The organism is Dactylosporangium aurantiacum (genome assembly GCF_000716715.1).
Lineage (GTDB): Bacteria > Actinomycetota > Actinomycetes > Mycobacteriales > Micromonosporaceae > Dactylosporangium > Dactylosporangium aurantiacum.
This window is the reverse complement of record NZ_JNYJ01000017.1, coordinates 111,098-134,595: the sequence shown is the minus strand read 5'-3', so window position 1 is coordinate 134,595 and position 23,498 is coordinate 111,098. Positions and strand designations below refer to the sequence as shown.

20 protein-coding genes are annotated in these 23,498 nt (G+C 72.0%); 15 read left to right on the top strand and 5 right to left on the bottom strand.

The features are described from left to right. Positions 1-81: 81 nt before the first annotated feature. Both OP18_RS62580 and OP18_RS20770 read right to left on the bottom strand, forming a co-directional pair. Complete coding sequence (locus OP18_RS62580; RefSeq protein WP_389253505.1) at positions 82-699, bottom strand: transposase; 618 nt, start codon at positions 697-699, stop codon at positions 82-84. A gap of 232 nt (positions 700-931) precedes the next feature. After that, complete coding sequence (locus OP18_RS20770; protein WP_033360618.1) at positions 932-1,324, bottom strand: CBS domain-containing protein; 393 nt, start codon at positions 1,322-1,324, stop codon at positions 932-934. A gap of 164 nt (positions 1,325-1,488) precedes the next feature. On the opposite strand from OP18_RS20770, the gene OP18_RS20765 reads away from it, so the two are divergent. Next, complete coding sequence (locus OP18_RS20765) at positions 1,489-2,925, top strand: GuaB1 family IMP dehydrogenase-related protein (protein ID WP_033360617.1); 1,437 nt, start codon at positions 1,489-1,491, stop codon at positions 2,923-2,925. Between the two features lie 116 nt (positions 2,926-3,041). Further along, positions 3,042-4,352: an MATE family efflux transporter gene (locus tag OP18_RS20760; protein WP_033360616.1), complete on the top strand. Its 1,311-nt coding sequence runs from the start codon at positions 3,042-3,044 to the stop codon at positions 4,350-4,352. A gap of 27 nt (positions 4,353-4,379) precedes the next feature. Here the strand turns inward: OP18_RS20760 and OP18_RS20755 are convergent, their stop codons facing one another. Together OP18_RS20755 and OP18_RS20750 are read right to left on the bottom strand one after the other, a co-directional pair. Then, positions 4,380-5,720 carry a hypothetical protein gene (locus OP18_RS20755; RefSeq protein WP_033360615.1) on the bottom strand — a complete coding sequence of 447 codons (1,341 nt, stop codon included), beginning with the start codon at positions 5,718-5,720 and terminating at the stop codon, positions 4,380-4,382. Next, positions 5,717-6,868, bottom strand: coding sequence for a glycosyltransferase (locus OP18_RS20750; protein ID WP_033360614.1), 1,152 nt, complete (start codon positions 6,866-6,868; stop codon positions 5,717-5,719). Before OP18_RS20750 ends, OP18_RS20755 begins: the two co-directional genes overlap by 4 nt. A gap of 44 nt (positions 6,869-6,912) precedes the next feature. On the opposite strand from OP18_RS20750, the gene OP18_RS20745 reads away from it, so the two are divergent. From OP18_RS20745 to OP18_RS20690, 12 genes are all read left to right on the top strand, one after another. Next, positions 6,913-7,773: an Fpg/Nei family DNA glycosylase gene (locus OP18_RS20745; protein WP_033360613.1), complete on the top strand. Its 861-nt coding sequence runs from the start codon at positions 6,913-6,915 to the stop codon at positions 7,771-7,773. A 4-nt stretch (positions 7,774-7,777) separates the two neighbouring features. Next, positions 7,778-9,208 carry a DUF2142 domain-containing protein gene (locus OP18_RS20740; protein WP_033360612.1) on the top strand — a complete coding sequence of 477 codons (1,431 nt, stop codon included), beginning with the start codon at positions 7,778-7,780 and terminating at the stop codon, positions 9,206-9,208. 199 nt (positions 9,209-9,407) lie between these two features. Next, positions 9,408-10,919 (top strand): sugar transferase, encoded by a 1,512-nt coding sequence (locus tag OP18_RS20735; protein ID WP_156089658.1) that lies wholly within the window; start codon positions 9,408-9,410, stop codon positions 10,917-10,919. 898 nt (positions 10,920-11,817) lie between these two features. After that, entirely contained in the window at positions 11,818-13,029 is a 1,212-nt protein-coding gene (locus OP18_RS20730; RefSeq protein WP_033360610.1) for a sensor histidine kinase, read from the top strand. Positions 13,030-13,104: 75 nt separating this feature from the next. After that, positions 13,105-13,917 (top strand): LytR/AlgR family response regulator transcription factor, encoded by an 813-nt coding sequence (locus OP18_RS20725; RefSeq protein WP_052387046.1) that lies wholly within the window; start codon positions 13,105-13,107, stop codon positions 13,915-13,917. 63 nt (positions 13,918-13,980) lie between these two features. After that, positions 13,981-14,685 carry a response regulator transcription factor gene (locus OP18_RS20720; protein WP_033360609.1) on the top strand — a complete coding sequence of 235 codons (705 nt, stop codon included), beginning with the start codon at positions 13,981-13,983 and terminating at the stop codon, positions 14,683-14,685. Beyond that, on the top strand, positions 14,682-15,701 hold the full coding sequence (locus OP18_RS20715) for a HAMP domain-containing sensor histidine kinase (RefSeq protein WP_033360608.1): 1,020 nt from the start codon (positions 14,682-14,684) through the stop codon (positions 15,699-15,701). The genes OP18_RS20720 and OP18_RS20715 overlap by 4 nt, the downstream gene beginning before the upstream one ends. 71 nt (positions 15,702-15,772) lie before the next feature. After that, the gene (locus OP18_RS20710; protein ID WP_052387041.1) at positions 15,773-17,524 is read left to right on the top strand and encodes a DUF4153 domain-containing protein; all 1,752 of its coding nucleotides are present in this window, start codon (positions 15,773-15,775) and stop codon (positions 17,522-17,524) included. A gap of 81 nt (positions 17,525-17,605) precedes the next feature. Beyond that, positions 17,606-17,992: a hypothetical protein gene (locus tag OP18_RS20705; RefSeq protein WP_033360607.1), complete on the top strand. Its 387-nt coding sequence runs from the start codon at positions 17,606-17,608 to the stop codon at positions 17,990-17,992. A 144-nt stretch (positions 17,993-18,136) separates the two neighbouring features. Continuing rightward, positions 18,137-19,834 (top strand): sodium/solute symporter, encoded by a 1,698-nt coding sequence (locus OP18_RS20700; RefSeq protein ID WP_033360606.1) that lies wholly within the window; start codon positions 18,137-18,139, stop codon positions 19,832-19,834. Positions 19,835-19,885: 51 nt separating this feature from the next. Then, on the top strand, positions 19,886-20,650 hold the full coding sequence (locus OP18_RS20695; protein WP_033360605.1) for an ABC transporter ATP-binding protein: 765 nt from the start codon (positions 19,886-19,888) through the stop codon (positions 20,648-20,650). Next, entirely contained in the window at positions 20,641-22,455 is a 1,815-nt protein-coding gene (locus tag OP18_RS20690; RefSeq protein WP_156089657.1) for an ABC transporter permease, read from the top strand. Before OP18_RS20695 ends, OP18_RS20690 begins: the two co-directional genes overlap by 10 nt. On the opposite strand, the gene OP18_RS20685 is transcribed toward OP18_RS20690, so the two are convergent. Next, positions 22,436-22,882 (bottom strand): MSMEG_6728 family protein, encoded by a 447-nt coding sequence (locus OP18_RS20685; RefSeq protein WP_033360604.1) that lies wholly within the window; start codon positions 22,880-22,882, stop codon positions 22,436-22,438. The genes OP18_RS20690 and OP18_RS20685 overlap by 20 nt on opposite strands. Between OP18_RS20685 and OP18_RS20680 the strand changes: the two genes are divergently transcribed. Then, complete coding sequence (locus OP18_RS20680; RefSeq protein ID WP_313900987.1) at positions 22,862-23,422, top strand: flavin reductase family protein; 561 nt, start codon at positions 22,862-22,864, stop codon at positions 23,420-23,422. The two genes, OP18_RS20685 and OP18_RS20680, sit on opposite strands and share 21 nt — an antisense overlap. The last annotated feature ends 76 nt before the right edge of the window (positions 23,423-23,498 follow it).

Here is a 23,498-nt window from a genome sequence, read left to right as displayed (position 1 = left end):
GCCACCCGGTACGACAAACTCGCCGTACGCTACCAAGCCACCGTCACCATCACCGCCATCAACAAATGGCTCTAACCCCACTTACCAAACACGGCTTAGCGGATCTTGGGTGCGGTCGGGGACAGCGCGGAGCCAGTCGAAGGTTTCGACCAGGTCGACTGTGGCCCGGTAGCTCGTCAGGAGCTTGTCGTACCTGGTGGCCAGCCCGCGCCACTGCTTGCGGCGGCCGAAGCCGCGTTCGACCTGGTTCCGGCGTTTGTATCGGTCCGGGTCGCACGCGGGTGGCCTACCGCCGCGGGATCCTTTCCTTGCCCGGTTGGCAATCTGGTCCTTCGGCTGCGGGATCACCGCGACGATCCCACGAGCCCGTAGCGCCGCCCGGTTCGCCTTGGACGAGTACGCCTTGTCCGCCGTCACCGAGTCCGGCCGCTTCCGCGGCCTGTCGCGTCCTGGCCGTTTCTCGTCGAAAGGTCCTTGACGCTGCCGGGGTCGGGTGGCGCTCCGAGGGACGGCTGTCGCTGTCCGCGTGCGGGAGCCGCTGGGCCATGGGTATTTCGCGGGTGAGTGCTGCGGGCCTTCGTGGTTCCGCGCGGCCTGCCGGCCGCGCGACAGGGTGGCGTGGTCCCGGTCCGTGCCGTGGTCGCGGTGCTGGTCCCCGGGCGCCGTCCTCACCTGGTCGGCCGCCGTCGAGGTCGTCATTCGGTGGTGCCACTCCGCGGGGAGTTCAGAACGAAAACCGCCGGCTGTTGGGCTGGGTGGTGGCGGCGCTCGGGTCGCCTGCACCTTCGCTGGCCGTTCGTTGCGGTCCGTGCGGGACCGGTGCGTCCTCACCCGGTCGGCTGGCACTCCCGTCGCGCCCTGCTCGAAGGACATGGAGCCGGCCGTGCGGGCGGCGACTCGATCTGTCCTTCGAGCAGGGCGGGGTGGGCGGTTACGCCGGGATCGGGGCGCTCTGGTGGACCCAGACGCGGAGGATGTCGCGGACGGAGATCACGCCCAGGACCTCGTCGCCGTCGAGGACGACGAGGTGACGGAAACCGCCGCGGACCATGGCGGAGGCGGCTTCCTCGATGGTCCAGGTGGGGCTGGCGTAGACGACTTCCCAGGTGATGTGGGCGGCGGTGCGTTCGACGTCGGGGTCGAGGTCGGCGCCGATCGCCTTCAGGATGTCGCGTTCGGTGATGATGCCGACGCCTTCGCCGTCGGGGTCGACGACGATGGCCGAACCGACGTGGCGGCGGGACATCAGTTGGGCGGCTTGGCGGAGAGTATGGTCCGGGCCGAGCTGGACGACGGCAGTGGACATCGCTTCGTGGACCTGCATCAGGCATCACTCCTCGCAAGGCACGTTACGGAAATCCTCCCTGCTCAGAGGTCGACTCTCAAGAGTTGCTCACCCTCGCGCGCGGACCAGAAGCGACACCGGAAGCGAGAAGCCGCGCGAGAAGGGCCGATACCGCGCCGGAACGCGCGTTAGAGTTCGAAGACGTGCGCTTCCTCAACGATCAGCAGCCCGGCTACGAGCTGACCTATGACGACGTGTTCATGGTGCCGAGCCGGAGCGCCGTCGAGTCACGCATGGCCGTCGATCTGACCACGCGCGACGGCAGCGGCACGACGATTCCGATCGTGGTGGCGAACATGACGGCGGTCGCCGGGCGGCGGATGGCTGAGACGGTGGCGCGGCGGGGCGGGCTGGCGATCATCCCGCAGGACATCCCGATCGACGTGGTCGCCGAGGCGGTCGCGTGGGTGAAGCAGCGGCACCTGGTGCACGACACGCCGATCACGCTGGGGCCGACGGAGACGGTGTCGCTCGCGCTGGACCTGCTGCCGAAGCGGGCGCACGGCGCGGTGATCGTCGTGCAGGACGGCAAACCGGTCGGGGTGGTGACCGAGAGCGACTGCACCGACGTGGACCGGTTCAGCCAACTGGGCAGCGTGATGTCGCGCAACCTGCAGACACTGCCGGAGGACATCAGCCCCGAGGCGGCGTTCGAGCAGCTGACCGCCGGGCACCACAAGCTCGCCCCGGTCATCGACCAGGCCGGGCGGCTGGTCGGCATCCTGACGAGGAACGCGGCGCTGCGCGCCACCCTGTACCAGCCGGCGGTCGACGACAACCAGCAGCTGCGCATCGGCGCCGCGATCGGCGTCACCGGCGACGCCGCCGGCCGCGCCGACAAGCTGCTCGCCAGCGGCGTCGACGTGCTCGTCGTCGACACGGCACACGGCCACCAGGAGCGGATGATCTCCACCCTGCGCGCGGTGCGGTCGTTGCGGCCGACGGTGCCGGTGGCCGCCGGCAACGTGGTGACCCGCGACGGCGTCGCCGACCTCGTCGAGGCGGGCGCCGACATCGTGAAGGTCGGTGTCGGGCCGGGCGCCATGTGCACCACCAGGATGATGACCGGGGTGGGGCGGCCGCAGTTCTCCGCGGTGCTGGAGTGCGCGACCGAGGCCCGCCGCCTCGGCCGGCACGTGTGGGCCGACGGTGGTGTGCGTCACCCGCGGGACGTGGCGTTGGCGCTCGCCGCCGGCGCGTCCAACGTGATGATCGGCTCCTGGCTGGCCGGCACCCACGAGTCGCCGGGCGACCCGCGCCGCGACCCGAGCGGCCGGCTCTACAAGGAGAACTTCGGCATGGCGTCGGCCCGGGCGGTGAGCCGGCGGACCGCCGACGACAGCGTGTACGAGCGCGCCCGCAAAGCGCTGTTCGAGGAAGGCATCTCATCGTCGCGGATGTATCTGGATCCGCGTCGCCCGGGCGTGGAGGACATCCTCGACGCGATCGTCGCCGGGGTCCGCAGCGCGTGCACGTACGCGGGCGCGAGCAACCTCGAGGAGTTCGCGGAGCGTTCCACCGTGGGGATTCAGAGCGCAGCAGGGTACGCGGAAGGAAAACCGCTGGATGTCAGTTGGTGAACGGGCGGACGGGATAGTCTCGTCACCCGCAGGTCACGTATGGTGCGTGTCGTGAAGCTCGTTCGCGACCATGGCCGTCGAGGGTGACCGACCAGCCGCCATCACGCCGCCGCCGCATGCAGGCGTTTCGCGTCGCGTCCCGTTTCGTCGGTGCCGGCCTGCTCGACCAGGTCGTCATCGCGACCGCCAACGCGGCGAACACGCTGCTCGGCGGCATCCTGCTGCCCAAGGACCAGTTCGGTGCGCTGGCGCTCGCGTTGAGCGTCGGCTACTTCTCGATGTACCTCAACCGGGCGTTCGTCGGTGACGTGCTGCTCGCGCTGGCGTCACGGTTCGAGGGTGAGCACCGGGGGCGGCTGATCCGCAACGGGCTGGCGACCGCGTTCTGCTCCGGGGTCACCACGATGGTCGTGTTCGTCGTGCTGTGGCTCGCCTGGCCGCACAACGGCAACATCGACCTCGACGAGCTGATCTGGCTGGTGCCGTTCATGGTGCCGCTGATGCTGCACGACACGGCCCGCTGCGACTACCTTGCCGACCGCCGCCCCGACAAGGCGCTCGGCATCGACCTGGTGTGGGCCGGCACCCAGGGTGTCGTGATCATCGCGATGATCCTCACCGGCAACGAGAGCCCCGGCGGGTTCCTCGCCGCGTGGGGCATCGGCGCGACCGCCGGCGCCACCGTGTACCTGCTGCGCGAGCGCCGCGTCCCGTGGCGCGGCAACCCGAAGGCGTGGCTCGCCGAGACCCGGCACCTGTCCGGCTGGTTCACCGCCACCGCGATCGTCGCGCAGGTGCAGGTGCTGTCGATCAGCTTCCTCGTCGCCGGCAAACTGTCCAAGATCGACCTCGGCAACCTGCGGTTCGTGCAGACGGTGCAGCTGCAGCCGGTGCAGAACCTCGTCGCCGCGATCCAGGGGCTGCTCGTGCCGCGGGCGTCACGGGCCGCCGCCGACGCCGCGAAGCCCGGCGCCGAGGGTGCTGACGCCGCCGCCACCCTGCGCCGCCAGACGCGCCAGCTCGCGATCGCGTTCGCGGTCCTCGGCACGCTGATGGTCGTCATCGTGTGGCCGCTGGTGTCGTGGGTACTGACCACGACCGACAAGTTCGCCGAGGCCGCCCCGCTCGCCCTGCCGATCGCGCTGCAGGGCGCCGTCTACCTGCTCCAGGTGCCGTTTACCGCCGCGATGCGGGGCATGCACCGGGCCAGGATGCTGTTCGTGCAGTACGTGGTGTTCGCCACCGTGTCGTTGACCGGCCTGTCGGTCGGCGCCAGCCAGGGCCTGCAGGGCGCCGCGTGGGGCCTGCTCACCGGCTCCACGACCGGCCTGGTCTGCATGGTCGTCCTCTACGGCATCGCGTTGAAGAGCGTCGGCCCGCAGGCCCCGGCACCCGCGCCACGGCTGGACGCGACCCAGAACGCCTGAGCGGGCCCGCCCACCCCGGCGGGACCGTCAGCGGGCGGTCGCCGGCGCCGTACGCGGGCTGAGCAGCAGGGTGGCCTCACCGGCGAGCAGCAGCAGCCATAGGGTGCCGCCCGTGCCACCGATCAGCCACTCGTTGGTGATCATCGTGACGAGCGCGCCGGGCACGAACACCATCAGCCACGGGGGAGCGTCCCGGCGGCGGCGCCACACGTTCCACAGCAGCAGGCCGAGGCCGGTGAGGAAGGCGACCACACCCACCACGCCGGCCTTGCGCAGCGCCGCGATCGGCGCGTTGTCGACGGTCAGCTTGATGTCGGCGCCGCTGCTGGCCCGGTAGACGGTCGCCCGCGCGTCCCGGGTGTTGCCGAGCAACTGCTCGGCGAGGCTGTCACGCCGCCAGTCGGCGCCGACCTGCCGCCACGTCTCGACCCGGCCGCTGCTCACCCCGGCGTCGTCGCCGTACCGCTCCTTGACCAGGAACGACGGGCCGTTGACCAGGAGCACCACGGCGAGGGCGGCGGCCGGCACGAGGGCCCGGCGGTGGTCGTACCAGATGAACACCAACGTCGCGGTGAGCAGCAGCAGGAAGCCGGTGCGGGAGTCACTGACGCACAGGACCAGGACGGCGGTCGCGACCGAGCCCACCCGCTGCCAGGCGGCCGGCGTCGCGTCGGCGCCGATGCGGATCGCGGCGAGCACGGCGATGCACGCCATCGCGTTGGGGTGGTCCAGCAGCCACGACGCGCCCCAGAACCGGTACTCGAAGCCGCGCCCCCACGGCGTGTCCGGCACCACGTGCGGCGCCGTGAACAGGTTGCCGGAGCCGGCCAGCAGCAGCACCGCGACCGTGCCGAGGAACGCGACGGCGATCCCCCGGGTGAACCGGGCGACGTCGCCCTTCCCCGCGAACACTACCAACACGACAAGCCCGAAATATCCGGCGTACAGCACCCGCTGCAGCGCGATCTCCGGCTTCATCACCAGCACCGCCCCGAGCGCGCCGATGACCAGATAGGACACACCGAGCCAGGCGGCACCGGAGCGCAACGCGACCACCTCGAACGGCCGGCACCAGCACAGCAGCACCAACCCCGACAGCAGCAGCCACGTCCACACCACGACACCGGTGTTCGTGTACGTCCAGCTCAACACGCCCTGCACCGCGAACACCGCGCCGAGCAGCAGGCCACGCGGGTCGGCGACCGGCACCAGCGACACGGTGAGCACCCCGACCGCCCCGGCGATCAGCCCGGCCAGCAGCGCCAGCGCCGCCGCCCGGTAGCTGTCGTCGACGACCAGCTCGACCGCGCCGGCGAGCAGCCCGACGGCCGCGACCCCGGCGACCGCCCAGCCGGCCCGCCCCGTCACCGCAGAACGCTGCGGTAGACGTCGATCAGGCGTTGGATGAGCACGTCCGGGGCGAAATGCTCCTCGAACCGCCGCCGCGCCGCCGGGGCCAGCGCCGCCGCGCCCGCGTGCGCCTCCGCCAGGCCGCCGGCGAGCGCCGCCGGGTCCGGCTCGACGACCCAGCCGGCGTCACCGGCCAGGAACGGCAGCCCGCCCCGGTCCGTGACCAGCACCGGCCGGCCGGCGCACAACGCCTCCAGCACGATCGTCGGCAGCACGTCGTGCCAGGTCGACGCGGCGATCACGCACGCCGCGGCGCCGAGCTGCGCGCGGACCTCCGGATTCGGCAGCACCCCCAGGTACGACACGTCGGACCGTTCGGCGGCGGCCGCCTCGGCGAGCGGCCGCAGCGGCCCGTCACCGATGATCCGCAGCGGGCCGAACGCCCCGTCCGGGTGCCGTCGCCACGCGTCCAGCACCAGCTCCAGCCCCTTCTCCGGGGTCAGCCGCGCCGCGTACAGGAACCCCTCACCGGGGCCCGTCGCCGCGCCGGTGTCGGGGATGCCGTTCGGCTTCACCGTGATCCGCTCCGCCGGCACGCCGAAGTCCCGCAGGTGCTCGGCGATCCGGTCGGTGAGCGCCACGAACCGGTCCACGCCCCGCCACGTGCCGCGGTGCACCGCGAGGGTCGCCGCCATCACCGCGGACTGCGCCTTCGAGTCCCGGTAGCAGGCGTGCCGGACCGCCGGCACCGCGAACGCCTTGCCGCGGCACTCCGTGCAGATGTGCCCGTCGCGGAAGTACAGGCCGGGCGCGCACACCTGCCGGTAGTTGTGCACCGTGTGCACGACCGGGACACCGAGCGAGTGCGCGGTCCGCACCACCCACGGCGACAGCAGCGGGTACGCGTTGTGCAAATGCAACACGTCCGGCTTTTCCGCTTTTATCAGCTTTTCCAGGGCGCGCTGCGACTCGCCGTTCCGGATCGGCGACAGCGGCAACAGCACCTTCCTCGCCGTGGAGAACGTGCCGATCTCATCGGAGCTGCGCAGGAACGGCAGCACCGACACCCCGGCCGTGGACAATTGCGCGATCTCGGCGTCGACGATGACGTTCTCACCGGACGGCGCGCCGGACGCGTAGCGGTTGTGCGCGACAACGACCTTCATGACGGAAAAAGACTACGGCCCGTGTCGTGAGGCAGACTGTACGGGTGCCAGAGCTTCCCGAGGTCGAAGCGCTCGCCGCGTTCCTCCGCGAGCGCGCCGTCGGCCACACCATCGACCGCATCGAGGTCCCCTCCCTCAGCGCGTTGAAGACCTTCGACCCGCCGGTCACCGCCGCCGCCGGCCAACCACTCACCGGCGCCTCCCGGCACGGCAAGTTCCTCGACATCCACGTCGGCGACGACCTGCACCTCGTCACCCACCTCGCCCGCGCCGGCTGGCTGCACTACCGCGAGACGTTCAACGCCAAAACCCCCCTCAAACCCGGCTCCGGCCCCATCGCCGTGCGCGTCCGGCTCGACGACGAATCCGGCTTCGACCTCACCGAAGCCGGCACCAAGAAAAGCCTCGCCGCCTACTTCGTCACCGACCCACGACTCGTCCCCGGCATCGCCCGGCTCGGCCCCGACGTCCTCGCCGTCACCACCGACGAGTTCGCCACCGCCATCCGCAGCCGCAAAGGCCAGATCAAAGGCGTCCTCACCGACCAGACCGTGATCGCCGGCGTCGGCAACGCATACTCCGACGAAATCCTGCACGCCGCCAGAATGTCCCCGTTCGCGCTCACCAACCGCATCACCGACGACAAGATGGCCGAACTGCACACCGCCACCCGCGCCGTGCTCACCGACGCCGTCGCACGCTCCGTCGGGCAGAAAGCCGCAACCCTCAAATCCGAGAAACGCTCCGGGCTCGCCGTCCACGCCCGCACCGGCCTACCCTGCCCCGTCTGCGGCGACACCGTCCGCGAGGTCTCCTTCGCCGACACCTCCCTGCAGTACTGCCCCACCTGCCAGACCGGCGGCAAACCCTTGGCCGACCGGCGGCTGTCGAAGCTCGTACGCTGACCCGGTGCGCCGTGCCTTCCTGATCGCCCTCGTCGGCTTCTTCCTGCTCGGCGCGGCCTGGGCGCTCGCCCTACCGGTCAACGGCACCTACGACGAGAAACAGCACCTCGTCCGCGCCTGGGCCGTATGGACCGGCCAATGGCTGCCGCACGAGCGCACCGTCGACGCCAGCGGCATCGACACCAACGCGTTCACCGGCCCCCGCAGCCTCCTACCCACCGACGCCGACTGCACCTGGATCGACAAACCCGCGTACAAGCCCGCGTCGTGCCTCACCTTCACCAGCGACCGCACCGAGGTGCTCGTCCCGAGCGCCGCCGCCCGGTACAGCCCCGTCTACTACGCCCTCGTCGGACTGCCGCTGCGGATCTCCCCCGACACCACCGGCCTCGTCCTCGCCCGGCTGCTGTCCGCCGCCCTGTCCGCCGCCCTGCTCGCCGCCGCGTTCGCCCTCGCCGGCCCCGGCCTCCTCCGCGCCGCCGTCGTCCTCGCCGCCACCCCCATGGCCATGAACCTCGACGGCTCACTCAACCCCAACGGCATGGAGATCAGCGCCGCCGTGCTGCTCTACGTCGCCCTGCTCCGCAAACACTGGCCCACGGCCGGCATCGCCGCCGCGCTCCTGCTCACCATCAGAGACCTCGGTCCGTTCTTCGCCGCCGCCGTACTGGCAGCATCGCTGTTCGTCACCGGCACCTGGGTGCGATCCAAAGCGTTCTGGCTGCCGTTCGCCGGCGGCGCCGCCTTCGCGGTCCTCTGGGCGCTGATCGCGTCCCGGACCGACGCCGTCGACCCCGGCCGGCCCATCGCCGCCACCACCAGCGGCGCCATCCTCCGCGACATCGCCGACAACCGCGCCGAGTTCTGGGCCCGGCAGATCATCGGCCAGTTCGGCTACGGCGAAACCACCGTCTCGCTCGGCCTCATCGGGCTCTGGTACCTGCTCATCGCCGCGCTCGTCGCACCCGCCCTCTGGCTCGGCACCACCCGGCTGCGCATCGCCATCCTCGCCGTCGGCATCGGATCCGCCATCCTGCTCGTCGCCCTCGAGCTGTACTTCGCCCCCAAGGTCGGCCACTTCGCCCACGGCCGATACGTCATGCCGCTCGGCGTCGGCGTGGTCCTGCTCGCCGGGACAGCAGACCGTTACGCAGCGTGGCTGACCGAACATGGCTGGCTCGACCGGCTCACCATCGGCCTCGTCGCCGCCACCGTTCCCCTCGACGTCTACGCCCTCGCCCGCGTACAAACCCGCTTCCAGCGAGGAATCAACGAAGGGCTGAACCCGATCGGGGGAACGTGGCAACCACCCCTCGGCAGCGTCTTGCCCCTTCTGGCGTGTTTGGTGGGTGGTGCGCTACTCGCGGTGATTGTCACACGGAGTTCTGTCCGGCCCACGCCACTGCACTCGACAGCCAACACGTTCAGCAACTAGTCTCGGCCGGTCGTCGTCGGTTGCCCCGGCCAACATGGGACACTGCTCGCGTGCGATCGGGTGTCCTCGTAGCCAGCAACCACATCCCACCCGGTCGAGCAGTTGAGCGCCCTGATCCCCGGATCGTGGTGCGAGAGGACACACTCAGGTGACCGCTAGTCTCCAACGTCCGGCCACCCCGCCGAGCCGGAGATCAACCTTGGGTGAGCTTGACAGCTTCGAGATCCTTCCCGAGCACGCGCTCACCCCCGTCGGCCCCAACGGCGTACCCCGGTCCGGCTGGCAACGCGCCCGCCGCGTCTCCCGCTGGCACCGCCCCTACGCGGCGATCCTCCTGCTGCTCGACACCCTCGCCTGTGTCATGGCCAGCGTCACCGCCCGGACCTTCCTCGACAGCAAGACCAACGAGATCTTCCGGCAGAACCCCAGCCTGTGGACCTCGATCACCTTCGGTGTCCTGCCCGCCGTCTGGCTGCTCGTCCTCTGGGGCCACGGCGCCTACGACCGCCGCTACCTCGGCACCGGCACCGACGAGTTCAAACGCGTCGTGCGCGCCTCCTGGACCGTCGTCGCGATCGTCGCCTTCGCCGCGTTCGCGACCAAGACCGCCGTCTCCCGCACCTCGGTCGGCGCCGCCCTCGTCGGCGGCCTGCTGTACGTGCTCATCCTGCGCTACTTCGCCCGGCGCGCCCTGCACTACGTGCGGACCAAGTTCCACCTCGCGACCCACCGGCTGCTGCTCATCGGCACCCTGCAGGAAGCGCTCGAGGTCCACCAGGCGATCGCCCGCGACCCCGCCGCCGGCCTCGTCCCCGTCGGCATCCACCTCACCGAGGGGTACGCGCCGCACCCCCACACCGTCACCCCGGTGCCCGTCCACGCCGGCCGCGACATCCTCTCCCTCGTCCGCGAGCTCAACGCCGACACCATCGCCGTCTGCGGCTCCGCCAGCGCCGAACCCGTCGAACTGCGCCGCCTCGCCTGGCAACTGGAAGGCACCGGCATCGACCTCGCCGTCGCCCCCCAGCTCACCGACATCGCCGGCCCCCGCGTGCACATCCGCCCGATCGAAGGCATCCCGCTGCTCTACGTCGAAGAGCCCAAGCTCTCCGGCATCGGCTGGCTCTTCAAAAACGTCATCGACCGGGTCCTCGCCCTCATCGCGCTGCTGATCGTCCTGCCGTTCTTCCCGTTCGTCGCGCTCGCCATCAAGCTCTCCGACCCCGGGCCCATCTTCTTCCGCCAGCCCCGCATCGGCCGCGAAGGCAAGATGTTCAAGGTCTGGAAGCTGCGGACCATGTACGTCGACGCCGAAGAACGCCAGGCCATGCTCGACGACCTGAACGAGAGCGACGGCCTGCTCTTCAAGATGAAGAACGACCCGCGCGTGTTCAAGGTCGGCAAGTGGCTGCGCGCCACCTCCATCGACGAGCTCCCGCAGATCCTCAACGTCCTCGCCGGCGAGATGTCCCTGGTCGGCCCCCGCCCCCTCCCCGCCGACGACGGCGACTTCCTCGGCGACGTCCGCCGCCGCCTGCTGGTCCGCCCCGGCATCACCGGCCTGTGGCAGGTCAGCGGCCGCAGCGACCTCTCCTGGGACGACGCGGTCCGCCTCGACCTGTACTACGTCGACAACTGGTCCCTCGTCCTCGACCTGCACACCCTCTGGCGCACCATCGGCGTCGTCGTCTTCCGCAAGGGCGCCTACTGACCACCCTGCACACTGCGTATCGAGGCGCTGACGGAACCACGGAGAATTTTTTCGCGTGGTGTACGTTGAGGAGAATCCGTCGGCGCCTCGACGTGGCGTAGGACGTGCTCCAATCCGCCTGTGTCGCGGGACCGGTTTTCGCAGCTCCCGGTTTGCTTTGGCAGGTCATGTTGTCCGCAGCTCGCTGCGGGGCGAGCCGGTCCGGGTGATGACGTCGCGTGGCGTGCCGGTCGGACGGCGAGCGGGTCGAACGGCGAGCGGGTCGAACGGCGAGCGGGTCGAACGGCGAGCGGGTCGAACGGCGAGCGGGTCGAACGGCGAGCGGGTCGGACGGCGATGACGGCGGTGCCTTCGCGGGCGGCCCTCAGTCCTGCTCGGTGAGCCATTGAGCCGTCGGTCGAGGCGGACTGCGTCGCACCCAGGCGCAGAGCGTGGGGTGACGCCAGCTGGCTCGCAATCTCAGCTGGCTGCTTGCGCCGCCGTCGCCGTCGCTGCGCCTCGGTAGTGGCTTGGTCTCGCACGCGCAGATATGGTCTCGGATCGTCCCGCCGCGTCACCGTGCGGGGATGTGGCCGTGCGGGGATGTGGCCGTGCGGAGATGTGGCCGCGCGGAGATGCGGCTGTGAGCGGGATGTCGCTTCGCGCTGCGGCACATCGCCTTGCCTCGCCCGGAGGGGCATGCAGCCAGTGGCGTGCAGCCAGTGCAGATCCGGTGGCCAGTGCAGATCGGTGCAGATCCGGGGCACGTGCGGCCAGTGCAGACCAGAGGATGTGCGGGCAGCGCGGCCAGTGCAGAGCTGCCCGCACCGCGCGGCCCGTAGCTCAGCAGATGTTGAGGCCGTAGCTCAGGGGATGTTGAGGGCTGTCCCGCGCCGCTGGGGTGGTCCAGGATGAGCGCGTGGGTGGAAACCTCGCCGCCGCTGCTGCCGTCGCCGTCCTGGCGGCGGCGCTTGCCGTGGCCGTCTACGCCGTCGTGCGGCTGCGGTCGCGGCGGGCGATCGCTACCGCGGCGCAGCGGGCGACGTACGACGTGCTGCACATCGCCGCCCTCGCGGCCGAGCCGCTGCGCAACGGGCTGACGGACGTCGCGGCCGGCAAGGCGGTGCGGCACCTGCGGACGCTGACCGGGGCGGCCGGGATCGCGGTCACCGACGCGACCAGGGTGCTCGCGTTCGACGGGGCCGGGGACCACCATCGTGAGCAGGCTGCCGCGGCGGGGGCGAAGGCGGTCGTCGCGGGGCGGCCGACCGTGCTCGGGGGTGACGAGCTGCCCTGCGACCTGGTCGACTGCCCGGTGCGTGGCGCCGTGGTGGTGCCGTTGGCGCAGCGGGAAGGGGCGCTCGTCGCGCTGTCCGACGGGCCGCCGGCGCCGGGGCTTGTGCAGGCCACGGCGGAGACGGCGCGGTGGGTCGGGACGCAGCTGGCGCTCGCCGAGCTTGACACGTCGCGGGCGCGGCTGGCGCGGGCCGAGGTCAGGGCGTTGCGGGCGCAGATCAGCCCGCACTTCATCTACAACGCGCTGACGGCGATCGCGAGTTTCGTGCGCACCGACCCCGAGCTGGCGCGGGAGCTGATTCTCGAGTTCGCCGAGTTCACGCGGTACTCGTTCCGCGCGCACGGCGAGTTCACCACGCTCGCCGAGGAGCTGCGGTCCATCGACCGGTACCTGACCATCGAACGGGCCCGGTTCGGGGAGCGGCTGCAGGTGCGGCTGCAGATCGCGCCGGAGGTGCTGCCGGTGACGCTGCCGTTCCTGTGCCTGCAGCCGCTGGTGGAGAACGCGGTCCGGCACGGGTTGTCCCGCAAGCCGGGGATGGGCACGATCAGCATCGTGGCCAGGGACGCCGGCGCCGAGTGTCATATCACCGTCGAGGACGACGGAGTGGGGATGGACCCTGCCGTGCTGCTCAGCGCCGACGACACGACCGACACCGGCCAGCACGTCAGCGGCGACGGCGGGCAGCACGTCGGGTTGCGCAACGTCGACGAGCGGCTACGGTCGGTCTTCGGCGACGGGTTCGGGGTCGTGGTCGAGACCGCGCCGGACGCCGGCACGAAGGTCAGCATGCGCGTCCCGAAATTCCATCCAGGTGTACGAAGCACCCAATAACCCCGAAGCACGCAATAAACCCGAAGCACCCGATAAATCAGAGGCACGCGATAACACCCAAAAGGGCGGTCAATGATGCAGTCGAGCGCCGGCAAGAGCATCACCGGGCAGATCGTGCAGGAGCACGCGGCACAGACCGGGTTCCTGCGCGTCCTCGCCGTCGACGACGAGGTGCCGGCGCTGGATGAGCTCGCGTACCTGCTGCGCGCCGACCCCCGCGTCGGGCGGCTGCACACCGCCGGCGACGCGACCGAGGCGCTGCGGGTCCTGCGGGACGTCGACGTCGACGCCGTGTTCCTCGACATCCGCATGCCCGGACTGGACGGCATGGAGCTGGCCAGGGTGCTGGGCCGGTTCGCGAAGCCGCCCGCGGTGGTGTTCGTGACCGCGTACGACGACCGCGCCGCCGAGGCGTTCGACCTCGGGGTCGCCGACTACGTGCGCAAACCCGTCCGCGCCGACCGGATCGCCGAGTCGCTGCGCCGGGTCCTCGCCACCCGGCTGGTGCCGGCGCACCCCGCGGTCGCCGGGCGCCGCGACCGGCAGGACGACCCGACGATCCCCGTCGAGCTTGCCGGCACCACCCGCATGCTGCCCCGCTCGTCGGTGCGCTGGGTCGAGGCGCAGGGCGACTATGCGAGGCTGCACACCGCCGACGCCTCCCATCTGGTCCGGGTGTCGCTGGCGACGCTCGCCGAACGCTGGGCCGACGCCGGGTTCGTCCGCGTCCACCGTTCGTTCCTCGTGCAGCTGAAACTCATCACCGAGCTGCGGATGACCAACACCGGGTACGTGGTGGTGATCGACGAGCACGAGCTGCCGGTGAGCCGCCGGCACACCCGGGAGCTCAAGGACCGGCTCGTCCGCGCCGCCAAGTCGTGGTCGTAGGTCTTCACGACTTCCACACATCACGCACGGTTGCCCCTCGCATCTACCCAATACGCTGCTGTCATGAGTCTTCCGGGTACGGGGGAGCGACGGCGGGTCCTCGTCGTCGACGACGAACGGATGATCGCCGAGTCCATCGCGGCCCGGCTGCGCGCCGAAGGGTTCGCCGTCGACCAGGCACATGACGGCCCGTCGGCCGTTTCCGCGGCCCGGCTGCTGCGACCGGACCTCGTCGTGCTCGACGTGATGCTGCCCGGTTTCGACGGGCTCGAGGTGTGCCGCCGCATCCAGGCGGAGCGTCCCGTCGCCGTGCTCATGCTCACCGCCCGTGACGACGAGACCGACATGCTCGTCGGTCTGGCCGTCGGCGCCGACGACTACATCACCAAACCGTTCTCGATGCGGGAGCTCGCCGCCCGCGTCCACGTGCTGCTGCGCCGCCTGGAGCGGCTCGCGCAGACCCAGCCGGACCCGGACGCGGCCCCGATCGTCCTCGGCGACCTGGAGATCAACCGGGCGCAGCGGCGGGTCAGCCGCGGCGGCGTCGAGGCGCACCTGACCCCGACCGAGTTCGACCTGCTGGTCAACCTCGCCACCCGCCCCCGGACGGTCCTGCCCCGGGAGCGGCTCCTCGCCGAGGTCTGGGGCTGGGCCGACGCGTCGGGGACCCGCACCGTCGACAGTCACATCAAGGCGCTGCGCCGCAAGCTCGGGTCCGACCTGATCAGGACCGTCCACGGCGTCGGGTATGCCCTGGAGACCACATGAAGCAGTTCCTGGACCTGCTGCCCCGCCCGCTCGACCCGCTGCGCTCGATCAAGCTGAAGCTGGCCGTCCTGCTCGTCGCGTCCGCCGGCGCCGGCCTCGGCGTCTTCTGGATCGGCATCGGCTGGATCCCGCCGACGACGACGGAGATCGCGCTCACCGTCGGCCTGCTCACCTCCCAGGTCCTCGCCCGTGGCGTGACGTCGCCGCTGCGGGACATGACCGCCGCCGCGCAGGCGATGTCCCGCGGCGACTACACCGTGCGGGTCCGGGCGACGTCGAAGGACGAGGTCGGGCAGCTCGCCGTCGCGTTCAACCAGATGGCCGCCGAGCTCGCCGCCGCCGACCAGCAGCGCCGCGAGCTCATCGCCAACGTCTCGCACGAGCTGCGGACCCCGATCTCCGCCGTGCAGGCGGTCCTGGAGAACGTCGTCGACGGCGTCGTCCAGCCGGACCCGGCGACGCTGCGCACCGCCCTCGCGCAGACCGAACGCCTGGGCCGGCTCGTCACCGAGCTGCTCGACCTGTCCCGCCTCGACGCCGGCGTCATCCCCCTGGACCGGGAGGACTTCCGCATCGAGGACCTGCTCATCGAGGTCGTCGCCGAGGCCGAGGTCAAGGCGTCCGCAGCCGGCTACAAGGTCGAGTACCTGTCCTGCGCCTTCCCGGAGAACGCCCTGGTCAGCGCCGACCGGGCGCGGCTGCACCACGTCCTGACCAACCTCGTCGACAACGCCACCCGGCACAGCCCCGACGGCGGCACCGTCACGATCATCGGCCGCCGCGACGGCGACCGGGTGATGATCGAGGTCGCCGACGAGGGCCCCGGCATCCCGCTCACCGAGCGGGAGCGGGTGTTCGAGCGGTTCACCCGCGGCGCCCGCGCGTCGGGCGGCGGCACCGGCCTGGGCCTGGCGATCGCGCAGTGGTTCATCCAGCTGCACAACGGCACGATCGCGGTCATCGAGCAGCCGGACGGGATGGCGGGCTGCCGCATCCGGGTCACCCTTCCCGTCTGATCCACGCGTCTTCCAGCACGTGTCCGGTGTACCGCCGGACGCGCGGTTCCCCATACCTCCCGGAGTCCGAGATGTCGACACCGACCTTCGAACCGCAGGACGGCCAGCACCGACCGGCCGAGTCCACGCAGGACGCCACACCCGCGGCGCAGGCGCCGGCTGACGGCGCCACCCCGCCGAACCTGTGGAAGCCGCCGCAGCAGCCGCAGCCGCCGCGCCCCCCGCAGCCGGGCCGGCCACCGGTACCGACGCAGCCGCCACCACCGGCGAGACCACCAGGATCGCCGCCGCAGCCGCTCGGCCCCAACCCGGCGCTGATCAGCCCGGTCAGGCTCGGCCCGCCGAACCCGACGCTCTTCCAGCTGCGCTGGCCCCGGCGCAGCGTCGCCGCCGGCCCCGACGCGCTCGCCGGCGCCCTGATCGCGGCGGTCGTCGCGGCCGCCGCCCTGCCGCTGGACCGGCCCGGGATCGGCTGGCCGGTCGCCGGGCTCGGGCTCGTCACCGCCCTGCTCGTCGTGCTCCTGCGCATCGAGCCGCAGCGGCGCGGCACCGGCGCGTTCGAGGCGACCTGCTGGAGCGCGGCGACCGTCGCGCTGCTGTCCGTCGGGGTGTTCCGGGCCGCCGGCTGGCTGTTCGCGCTGTGCGTGCTGGCCGCGTTCGGCACCCTCGCCCTCGCCGTCGGCGCCGGCCGGCGGGTCCCGGCCGTGTTCATGGCGGTGCTGAACCTGCCGCTGGCCGGGTTCCGGGCGCTGCCGTGGGTGCGGTGGGGCATGGCCAGGACGCGGGCCAGGGAAGGCGCGGCGGGCGCGACGCGGGTCCTCGCCTCGATCGGCCTCGGTGTGCTGCTCCTCGTCGTCTTCGGTGCCCTGTTCGCCAGCGCCGACGCCGCGTTCGACCGGATCGTGCAGGCGATCCTGCCGGAGCTGTCGCTGGCCACGCCGGTGCGGTGGGTGTTCGTCGGCGCGGTCTTCGCGTTCCTCGCCATCGGCGGCGCGTACCTGCTGCACAACCCGTCCACGGTCGGTGACGGCACGCCGCGCCCGGCCCGCACGGTGCAGTGGTACGAGTGGGTCGTCCCCGTCGGCGCGGTCCTCGCCGTCTTCGCGATCTTCGTCGGGGTGCAGGTCGCGGTCCTGTTCGGCGACCGGGACTACGTGATGCGCACCGCCGGGCTCACGTTCGCCGACTACGCCCGCAAGGGCTTCTGGCAGCTGCTCGTCGTCACCCTCCTCACCCTCGTCGTGATCGCGGTGACCGTACGCAAGGCGGCGCGGGAGACGCCCCGGCAGCGGCTGCTGCTGCGGGTGCTGCTCGGGCTGCTGTCCGCCGGCGCGCTCGTCGTCGTGGTCTCCGCGTTGTGGCGGATGGACGTGTACGAGCAGGCGTACGGCTTCAGCCGCCTGCGGGTCCTGGTCAGCGCGTTCGAACTGTGGCTCGGCGGCCTCATCGTGCTGATCATGATCGCCGGGGTGGTGCCGGTGACCCGGTGGCTGCCGCGCACCGCGGTCGCGCTGTGGGTGGCGACCCTGCTCGGGCTCGCCGTGCTGAACCCGGACCGGTTCATCGCCGAGCAGAACGTCGCCCGGTACGCCGACCACAACAACTCCGACATCTGGTACCTGTCGACGCTGTCCGCGGACGCCGCCCCGGCCCTCGACAAGCTGCCGCCCGGCGCCCGCGAGTGCGCCCTGTCGCAGATCTCCCGCGACGTGCACGACGCCGACGACTGGCGCGGGTGGAACCTCGGCCGCGCCGAGGCCCGCAGGATCGTCCCCGACCCGGTCCGCCCGGACCGTTTCCCCTGCTACCGGAGCTACCGGTAACGAAGGACGCGACGGGCCGACGTTCAACGGGGGACGTCGGCCCCTTGCGTTTGTTTCTCGCCGGTTGCGAGACTGCGGTCCATGGAGCCGTCCGCCCCGCGGGTCCGCGTGGTGCTCGGCGACGTCGCCCGCGGCCGCATCGACGTCGCGCGCACCCGCGCCGAGCTCGAGGAGCAGAGCCCGGTCGGCGCGGCGCTCGCCCGGGGCCTCGTCCGCGCCCAGCTGGCCGTCGCGGTCCGGCTCGCCGCCGTCGTCGCGGTCGCCCTCGGCGGCCTGCCGCTGCTGTTCGCGGCCGCACCCGCCGTCGGCCGGGCCCACCTGTTCGGGGTGTCGGTGCCGTGGCTGCTGCTCGGCGTCGCCGCCTACCCGTTCCTGTTCGTCGTCGGCTTCGCCTACGTGCGCCTCGCCGAGCGCAACGAGCAGGAGTTCGTCGCGCTGGTCGAGGACAGGTCCCAGCAGCCGTCATGAGCGGCCCGCAGCGGAGCGAGGAGCCGCGAACCATGGGCTCAGGGTGGGGCTCAGGCCGTCGCCGGAGCGCAGCGGAGGCGGCGGCATGAGCGGCCCGCAGCGGAGCGAGGAGCCGCGAACCATGGGCTCAGGGGAGGCGGCGGCATGAGCGACTATGCGCTGCCGGCGGTTGTCGCGGTCACGCTCGTCACCGTCGGCATCGGCATCTACGGGCTGCGGTTCGCCCGGACCACGTCGGACTTCCTCGTCGCGTCCCGGATGGTCAGCCCGACCTGGAACGCGGCCGCGATCAGCGGCGAGTACCTGTCCGCGGCCAGCTTCCTCGGCGTCGCCGGGCTGATCCTCAAGCACGGCGTCGACGTGCTCTGGTACCCGGTCGGGTTCGCCGCCGGCTACCTGGCGCTGCTGCTGTTCGTCGCGGCCCCGCTGCGCCGCTCCGGCGCGTTCACCCTGCCGGACTTCTGCGAGGTCAGGCTCCGCTCGAAGCGGCTGCGGAAGCTCGCGACCGCGTTCGTCATGTTCATCGGCTGGCTGTACCTGGTGCCGCAGCTGCAGGGTGCCGGGCTGACCTTGCAGACGGTGACGGGCGCCCCGTACGCCCTCGGTGCCCTGCTCGTCGGTGTCGTCGTCACGTTGAACGTCGCGCTCGGCGGGATGCGGTCGATCACGTTCGTGCAGGCGTTCCAGTACTGGCTGAAACTCACGGCGCTGGCGGTGCCGTTCGTGTTCCTGCTCATGCAGTGGCAGTCCGACGGCCGGCCCGCCCTGACCGCGCCGGCCGGCCCCACGTTCCCGGTCGCGACAACCGTCACCGTGGAGCACGAGACCCGGCTGACCGTCACCACCCAGACGCAGGTCACCGCGCGCGGCCGGCTGGACGGTGCCGCGGTCGGCGGCCCGGTGCTGCTCACCGCCGGCGAGCACGTCGCGGACGCCGGGACCGCCCTGGAGTTCCAGGCGGCGGCGTCGGTACCGAAGGTCGCCGCCGTATCCGCGGACTCCCCGTCGGACTGGCTGCTGCCGGGTGACCATTCCCAAGGCCTCTTCGCGACGTACTCACTGATCCTCGCCACGTTCCTGGGCACGATGGGGCTGCCGCACGTGCTGGTGCGCTTCTACACGAACGCCGACGGTGCCGCGGCCCGCCGCACCACCCTGGTCGTCCTCGGTCTCGTCGGCGTCTTCTATCTCACCCCGACCCTGTACGGGGTGCTCGGCCGCGTGTACACACCGCAGTTGCTGATGACCGGCAACACGGACGCGGTCGTGCTGCTGCTGCCGTCGGCGGCGCTCGGCGGCGGCCTCACCGGCCAGCTGCTGAGCGCGCTTGTCGCCGCGGGCGCGTTCGCCGCGTTCCTGTCCGCGTCGTCGGGGCTGCTGACCAGCGTCGCCGGGGTGCTGTCCACGGACGTGCTCGGCCACGGCTCGGTCCGGGACTTCCGCCGGTCCGCGCTGGTCGCCGGGATCGTGCCGCTGCTGCTCGCCCTGTTCGTCGCGAGCCTCGACGTGTCGCAGGTGGTGGGGCTGGCGTTCGCGGTGGCCGCGTCCAGTTTCTGCCCGCTGCTGGTCCTCGGCATCTGGTGGCGGGGGCTGACCGCGGTCGGCGCGGCCGCCGGGATCGTCGCGGGTGGCGGCGCGGCCGCGTCCGCGGTCCTGCTCACCGTCCTCGGCGGTCCGCTGCCCGGCTGGGCCGGGGTCCTCACCACCCAGCCGGCCGCGTGGAGCGTCCCGCTCGCGTTCCTGGTGATGGTGTCGGTGTCGCTGCTGACCCGGCACCGCTTGCCGAAGGACCTCGGAACGATCATGCTTCGCCTGCACGCGCCGGACGCGCTGCGGATGTGAACGCTCGTACACGGGGATGCGGGGGATGTGGGCGTGACCTACGGTCGAACGGTGACGGACAGCGGGACCGGCTCCGCGCTCGTGCTGCGGGGGCTCACGAAACGTTTCGACAGCAAGGTCGCGGTCGCCGGGGTGGATCTCGACGTGCCGACCGGGTCGTTCTTCGGCCTCCTCGGCCCCAACGGCGCCGGCAAGACGACGTCGTTGTCGATGGCGGTGGGCCTGCTGCGGCCGGACGCCGGCCACGCCTACGTCCTCGGTCACGACGTGTGGTCGGATCCGGTGGAGGCGAAACGCCGCCTCGGCGCGCTGACCGACTCGGCCCGCATGTTCGACCGGCTCACCGGCGGTGAGCTGCTCGCGTACACGGGACTGCTGCGTGGGCTGCCGCAGGACGTGATCGACGCCCGGGCCGCGGAGCTGCTCGACGTGCTCGGCCTCGCCGACGCCGGCCGGACCCTGGTCGTGGACTACTCCGCCGGCATGAAGAAGAAGATCGGCCTGGCCTGCGCGCTGCTGCACGCGCCGCGGCTGCTGGTCCTCGACGAGCCGTTCGAGGCCGTCGACCCGGTCTCCGGTGCCCTGATCCGCGACATCCTCGTCCGGTACGTCCGCAACGGCGGCACCGTCATCTTCTCCAGTCACGTGATGGAGGTCGTGGAGCGGCTCTGCACCCACATCGCGATCCTCGCCGACGGCCAGATCAAGGTCGTCGGCACCACCGACGAGGTGAAGGGCGGCCGGGAGCTCGAGGACGTGTTCGTCGACGTCGTCGGCGGGCGGGTCGCCACCGGCGCGGAGCTGTCGTGGCTGTGACCCCGCCGCACATCCCCGCCCAGCGCCCGGAGCCCGCCGAACCCACACCTACCGAACCCACACCTACCGGATCCACTGCCGCCGGGCCCGCCGCCGTCGCCGGGGTCGCGGCGCCCGGGATCTTCACGCCGCGGCCGGAGCCGGTCAGCGCCGGCGAGCCGACGGTCGGCCACTTCGTCCGGCTGAAGCTGCGGATCCTGCGCAACACCTTGCGCGGCAAGAAGTCCCGCGTGTGGCTGTTCATCCTCGGCGTGTTCTTCGGCCTGTGGGCCGCGTTCGTCGGGGTGAGCCTCTTCGCCGGCAGCAGTGTCGCCGGCGCCGAGCTGCGCCCCACCCTCGCCGCGTTCGCCGGCGCCACGCTCGTGCTGCTGTGGGTGCTGGTGCCGCTGCTGTTCTTCGGCGTCGACGAGACCCTCGACCCGGCCAGGTTCTCGCTGCTGCCGGTGCCGCGCCGCACGCTCGTGCTCGGCATGCTCGCCGCCGCGTGCGTCGGCATCCCACCCGTCGTCACGCTGCTCACCGGGCTCGGCTCGACCGTCGGCGCGGTCCTCGACGGCGGGCCGGCGGCCGGCGCGGTCGCCGTCGCCGGCGCCGTCATCGGCCTCGCCGTGTGCGTCGCCGCGAGCCGCGCCGTCACCAGCGCGTTCGCCGGGATGCTGCGCTCCCGGAAGGTCCGCGACCTGGCGGCGCTGCTCATCGCCCTCGCCGGCATCTCCTGCAACCCGGTCGTCCAGCTGATCATGGCCCTGGTCCAGAACGGCGAGTCGAAACAGGCCACGACGATCGGTCAGGTCCTGTCGTGGACGCCGCTCGCCGCGCCGTTCGTCGCCTACGTCGACGCGATCAACGGCGACTGGCACCTCGTCGCCGCCCGGTTCGCGATCGGGGTCGCCGGGGTCGCCCTGCTGCTGTGGTGGTGGCTGCAGACGATCGAGACGGCGATGCTCGGCACCGCGTCGTCCGGCGCGGCGAAGAAGGCGAAGGCCGTCGACGGCCGGCCCGTGCGCGCGTTCCTGACCGGCGTCGTCCGGTTCCTGCCGGTGGGGCGGTTCGCCGGCCTCGTCGGCCGCGAGGTCCGCTACTGGTTCCGCGACCCGCGCCGCCGTGCCAGCCTCATCTCGCTGCTCGCCACGTCCGTGGTCATCCCGTTCGCGTTCACGTTCGGCTTCGGCACCGGCTCCGGCGACCAGGACGCCGCCCGGCAGGCCGCCGGGCTCAGCGGCGGCGCCCTCGTCGTGTCGCTGATGTTCGCCGGCGCGTTCGTCGGGCTCGTCCTGGTCAACCAGTTCGGCAACGACGGCACCGCGTACGCGCTGCACATGCTCACCAACGTGCCCGGTCAGGTCGAGCTGGCCGCCCGCGCGGTCGGCGTCGGCATCCTCACGTTCCCGCTGCTGGCCGCCGGCACCGTCGCCGTGTCCGTGCTCAGCGACCACACCGCGCAGCTGCCGGCCGCCCTCGGGGTCGGCCTGTGCGCGTACGGCATCTCCGTCGGCGCCGCCGGGGTCACGTCGGTGCTCGCGCCGTACCCGATGCCGGACTCCTCGAACCCGTTCGCCATGAACACCGGCCAGGGCAGCGCGAAGAGCATGCTGTCGTTCGTCAGCATGATCATCACGTGGGTGCTGACGGCGCCGCTGCTGATCGGGTACCTGCTGCTGCCGGACAGCGCCGGGTGGGCACTGCTGCCGGCGGGCCTGGTGTGGGGGTCCGCCTTCGCCTGGGTCGGCACCCGCGTCGCCGGCAACCTCCTGGAGCGCCGCGCCCCGGAGGTCCTGACCGCGGTCACGCCGAAGCGGGGGTAGGCCACACGTAGGGCTCGTCCGGGTCCGCGTCCGGGAACAGGGGCCCGTAGAAGTCCGGGTCCTTGCGGACCAGCGCGCAGCGGTGGCTGCGGTGCACGTCCTCACGCCCCAGCCACGGCGGCACCGCGACGACCCGGGCCAGCTCCTCCTGCGAGCGGGCCGGCCCGTGCGCCGCGGTCAGCGTCGCCGCGACCGTGTCGGCGTGCCCGAGCGCGGTCCACGCGACGCACATCTCCAGCCCGTAGCGGACCAGCGCCTCCTCGTACCCCCTCCACATCTTCACCGCCGGGTGGTGCCGCCAGCCGTACCCGGGCACGATCAGCCCGCGGAGCACCTGCAGCGCCTCGACCCGCTGCTTGCCCAGCCGGCGCGGGTCCAGCACGAGCGCGCTGGCGGTGAAGTCCGGATACGGCAGGAAGGTTTGCACACTCCGGTCATACCCGACAATGAGCTGGTGAGTATCCACGCCACGGATCCGTTCGCCACCCCGGACGACCAGCGTTCGCCGCTGCGGCGGCTGCGCGGGCGCCTGCCCGCCCCCGTCACGCTGTGGACCGCGGGCGGTGGGGACACCCGCCCCGCCGGGCTCACCGTGTCGTCGATGCTGGTCGCCGACGGCGACCCGGGCCGCGTCGCCGGGCTCGTCGACGACGAGAGCGACCTGTGGACCGCCCTGGAAACGACCGGCCGGTTCGCCGTCGTCCCCCTCGCCGAGGGCGACAACCAGCTCGCCGAGCGGTTCGCCGGCCTGATGCCCGCACCCGGCGGGCTGTTCGCGACCGGCGACTGGGCGCACACCCCCTTCGGGCCCGTCCCCCGCGGCTACCCGTGGGCCGGCTGCCGCCTCGACCGGGCCGCGGCGTTCGGCTGGTCGCTGCTCGTCGAGGCCACCGTCGAGGTCGTCGAGCCGGCCGAGCCGGCGGCGAAGCCCCTGCTGCACCACAGGGGTCGGTACACCTCGATATAAACGCCGGTAAACGGTGTGACCGCTGTCACTCGGCGCACCGAACCTGCCGTTCAGCGCACCGGCCCGCCGGGCCCTT

What these genes read in the sequence shown, in the direction of transcription:
- OP18_RS62580 (WP_389253505.1), bottom strand. Translation starts at nt 699, where the DNA reads ATGACGACCTCGACGGCGGCCGACCAGGTGAGGACGGCGCCCGGGGAC.
- OP18_RS20770 (WP_033360618.1), bottom strand. Translation starts at nt 1,324, where the DNA reads ATGCAGGTCCACGAAGCGATGTCCACTGCCGTCGTCCAGCTCGGCCCG.
- OP18_RS20760 (WP_033360616.1), top strand. Translation starts at nt 3,042, where the DNA reads ATGCAGGCGTTTCGCGTCGCGTCCCGTTTCGTCGGTGCCGGCCTGCTC.
- OP18_RS20750 (WP_033360614.1), bottom strand. Translation starts at nt 6,868, where the DNA reads ATGAAGGTCGTTGTCGCGCACAACCGCTACGCGTCCGGCGCGCCGTCC.
- OP18_RS20725 (WP_052387046.1), top strand. Translation starts at nt 13,105, where the DNA reads ATGCAGTCGAGCGCCGGCAAGAGCATCACCGGGCAGATCGTGCAGGAG.
- OP18_RS20720 (WP_033360609.1), top strand. Translation starts at nt 13,981, where the DNA reads ATGAGTCTTCCGGGTACGGGGGAGCGACGGCGGGTCCTCGTCGTCGAC.
- OP18_RS20715 (WP_033360608.1), top strand. Translation starts at nt 14,682, where the DNA reads ATGAAGCAGTTCCTGGACCTGCTGCCCCGCCCGCTCGACCCGCTGCGC.
- OP18_RS20710 (WP_052387041.1), top strand. Translation starts at nt 15,773, where the DNA reads ATGTCGACACCGACCTTCGAACCGCAGGACGGCCAGCACCGACCGGCC.
- OP18_RS20705 (WP_033360607.1), top strand. Translation starts at nt 17,606, where the DNA reads ATGGAGCCGTCCGCCCCGCGGGTCCGCGTGGTGCTCGGCGACGTCGCC.
- OP18_RS20700 (WP_033360606.1), top strand. Translation starts at nt 18,137, where the DNA reads ATGAGCGACTATGCGCTGCCGGCGGTTGTCGCGGTCACGCTCGTCACC.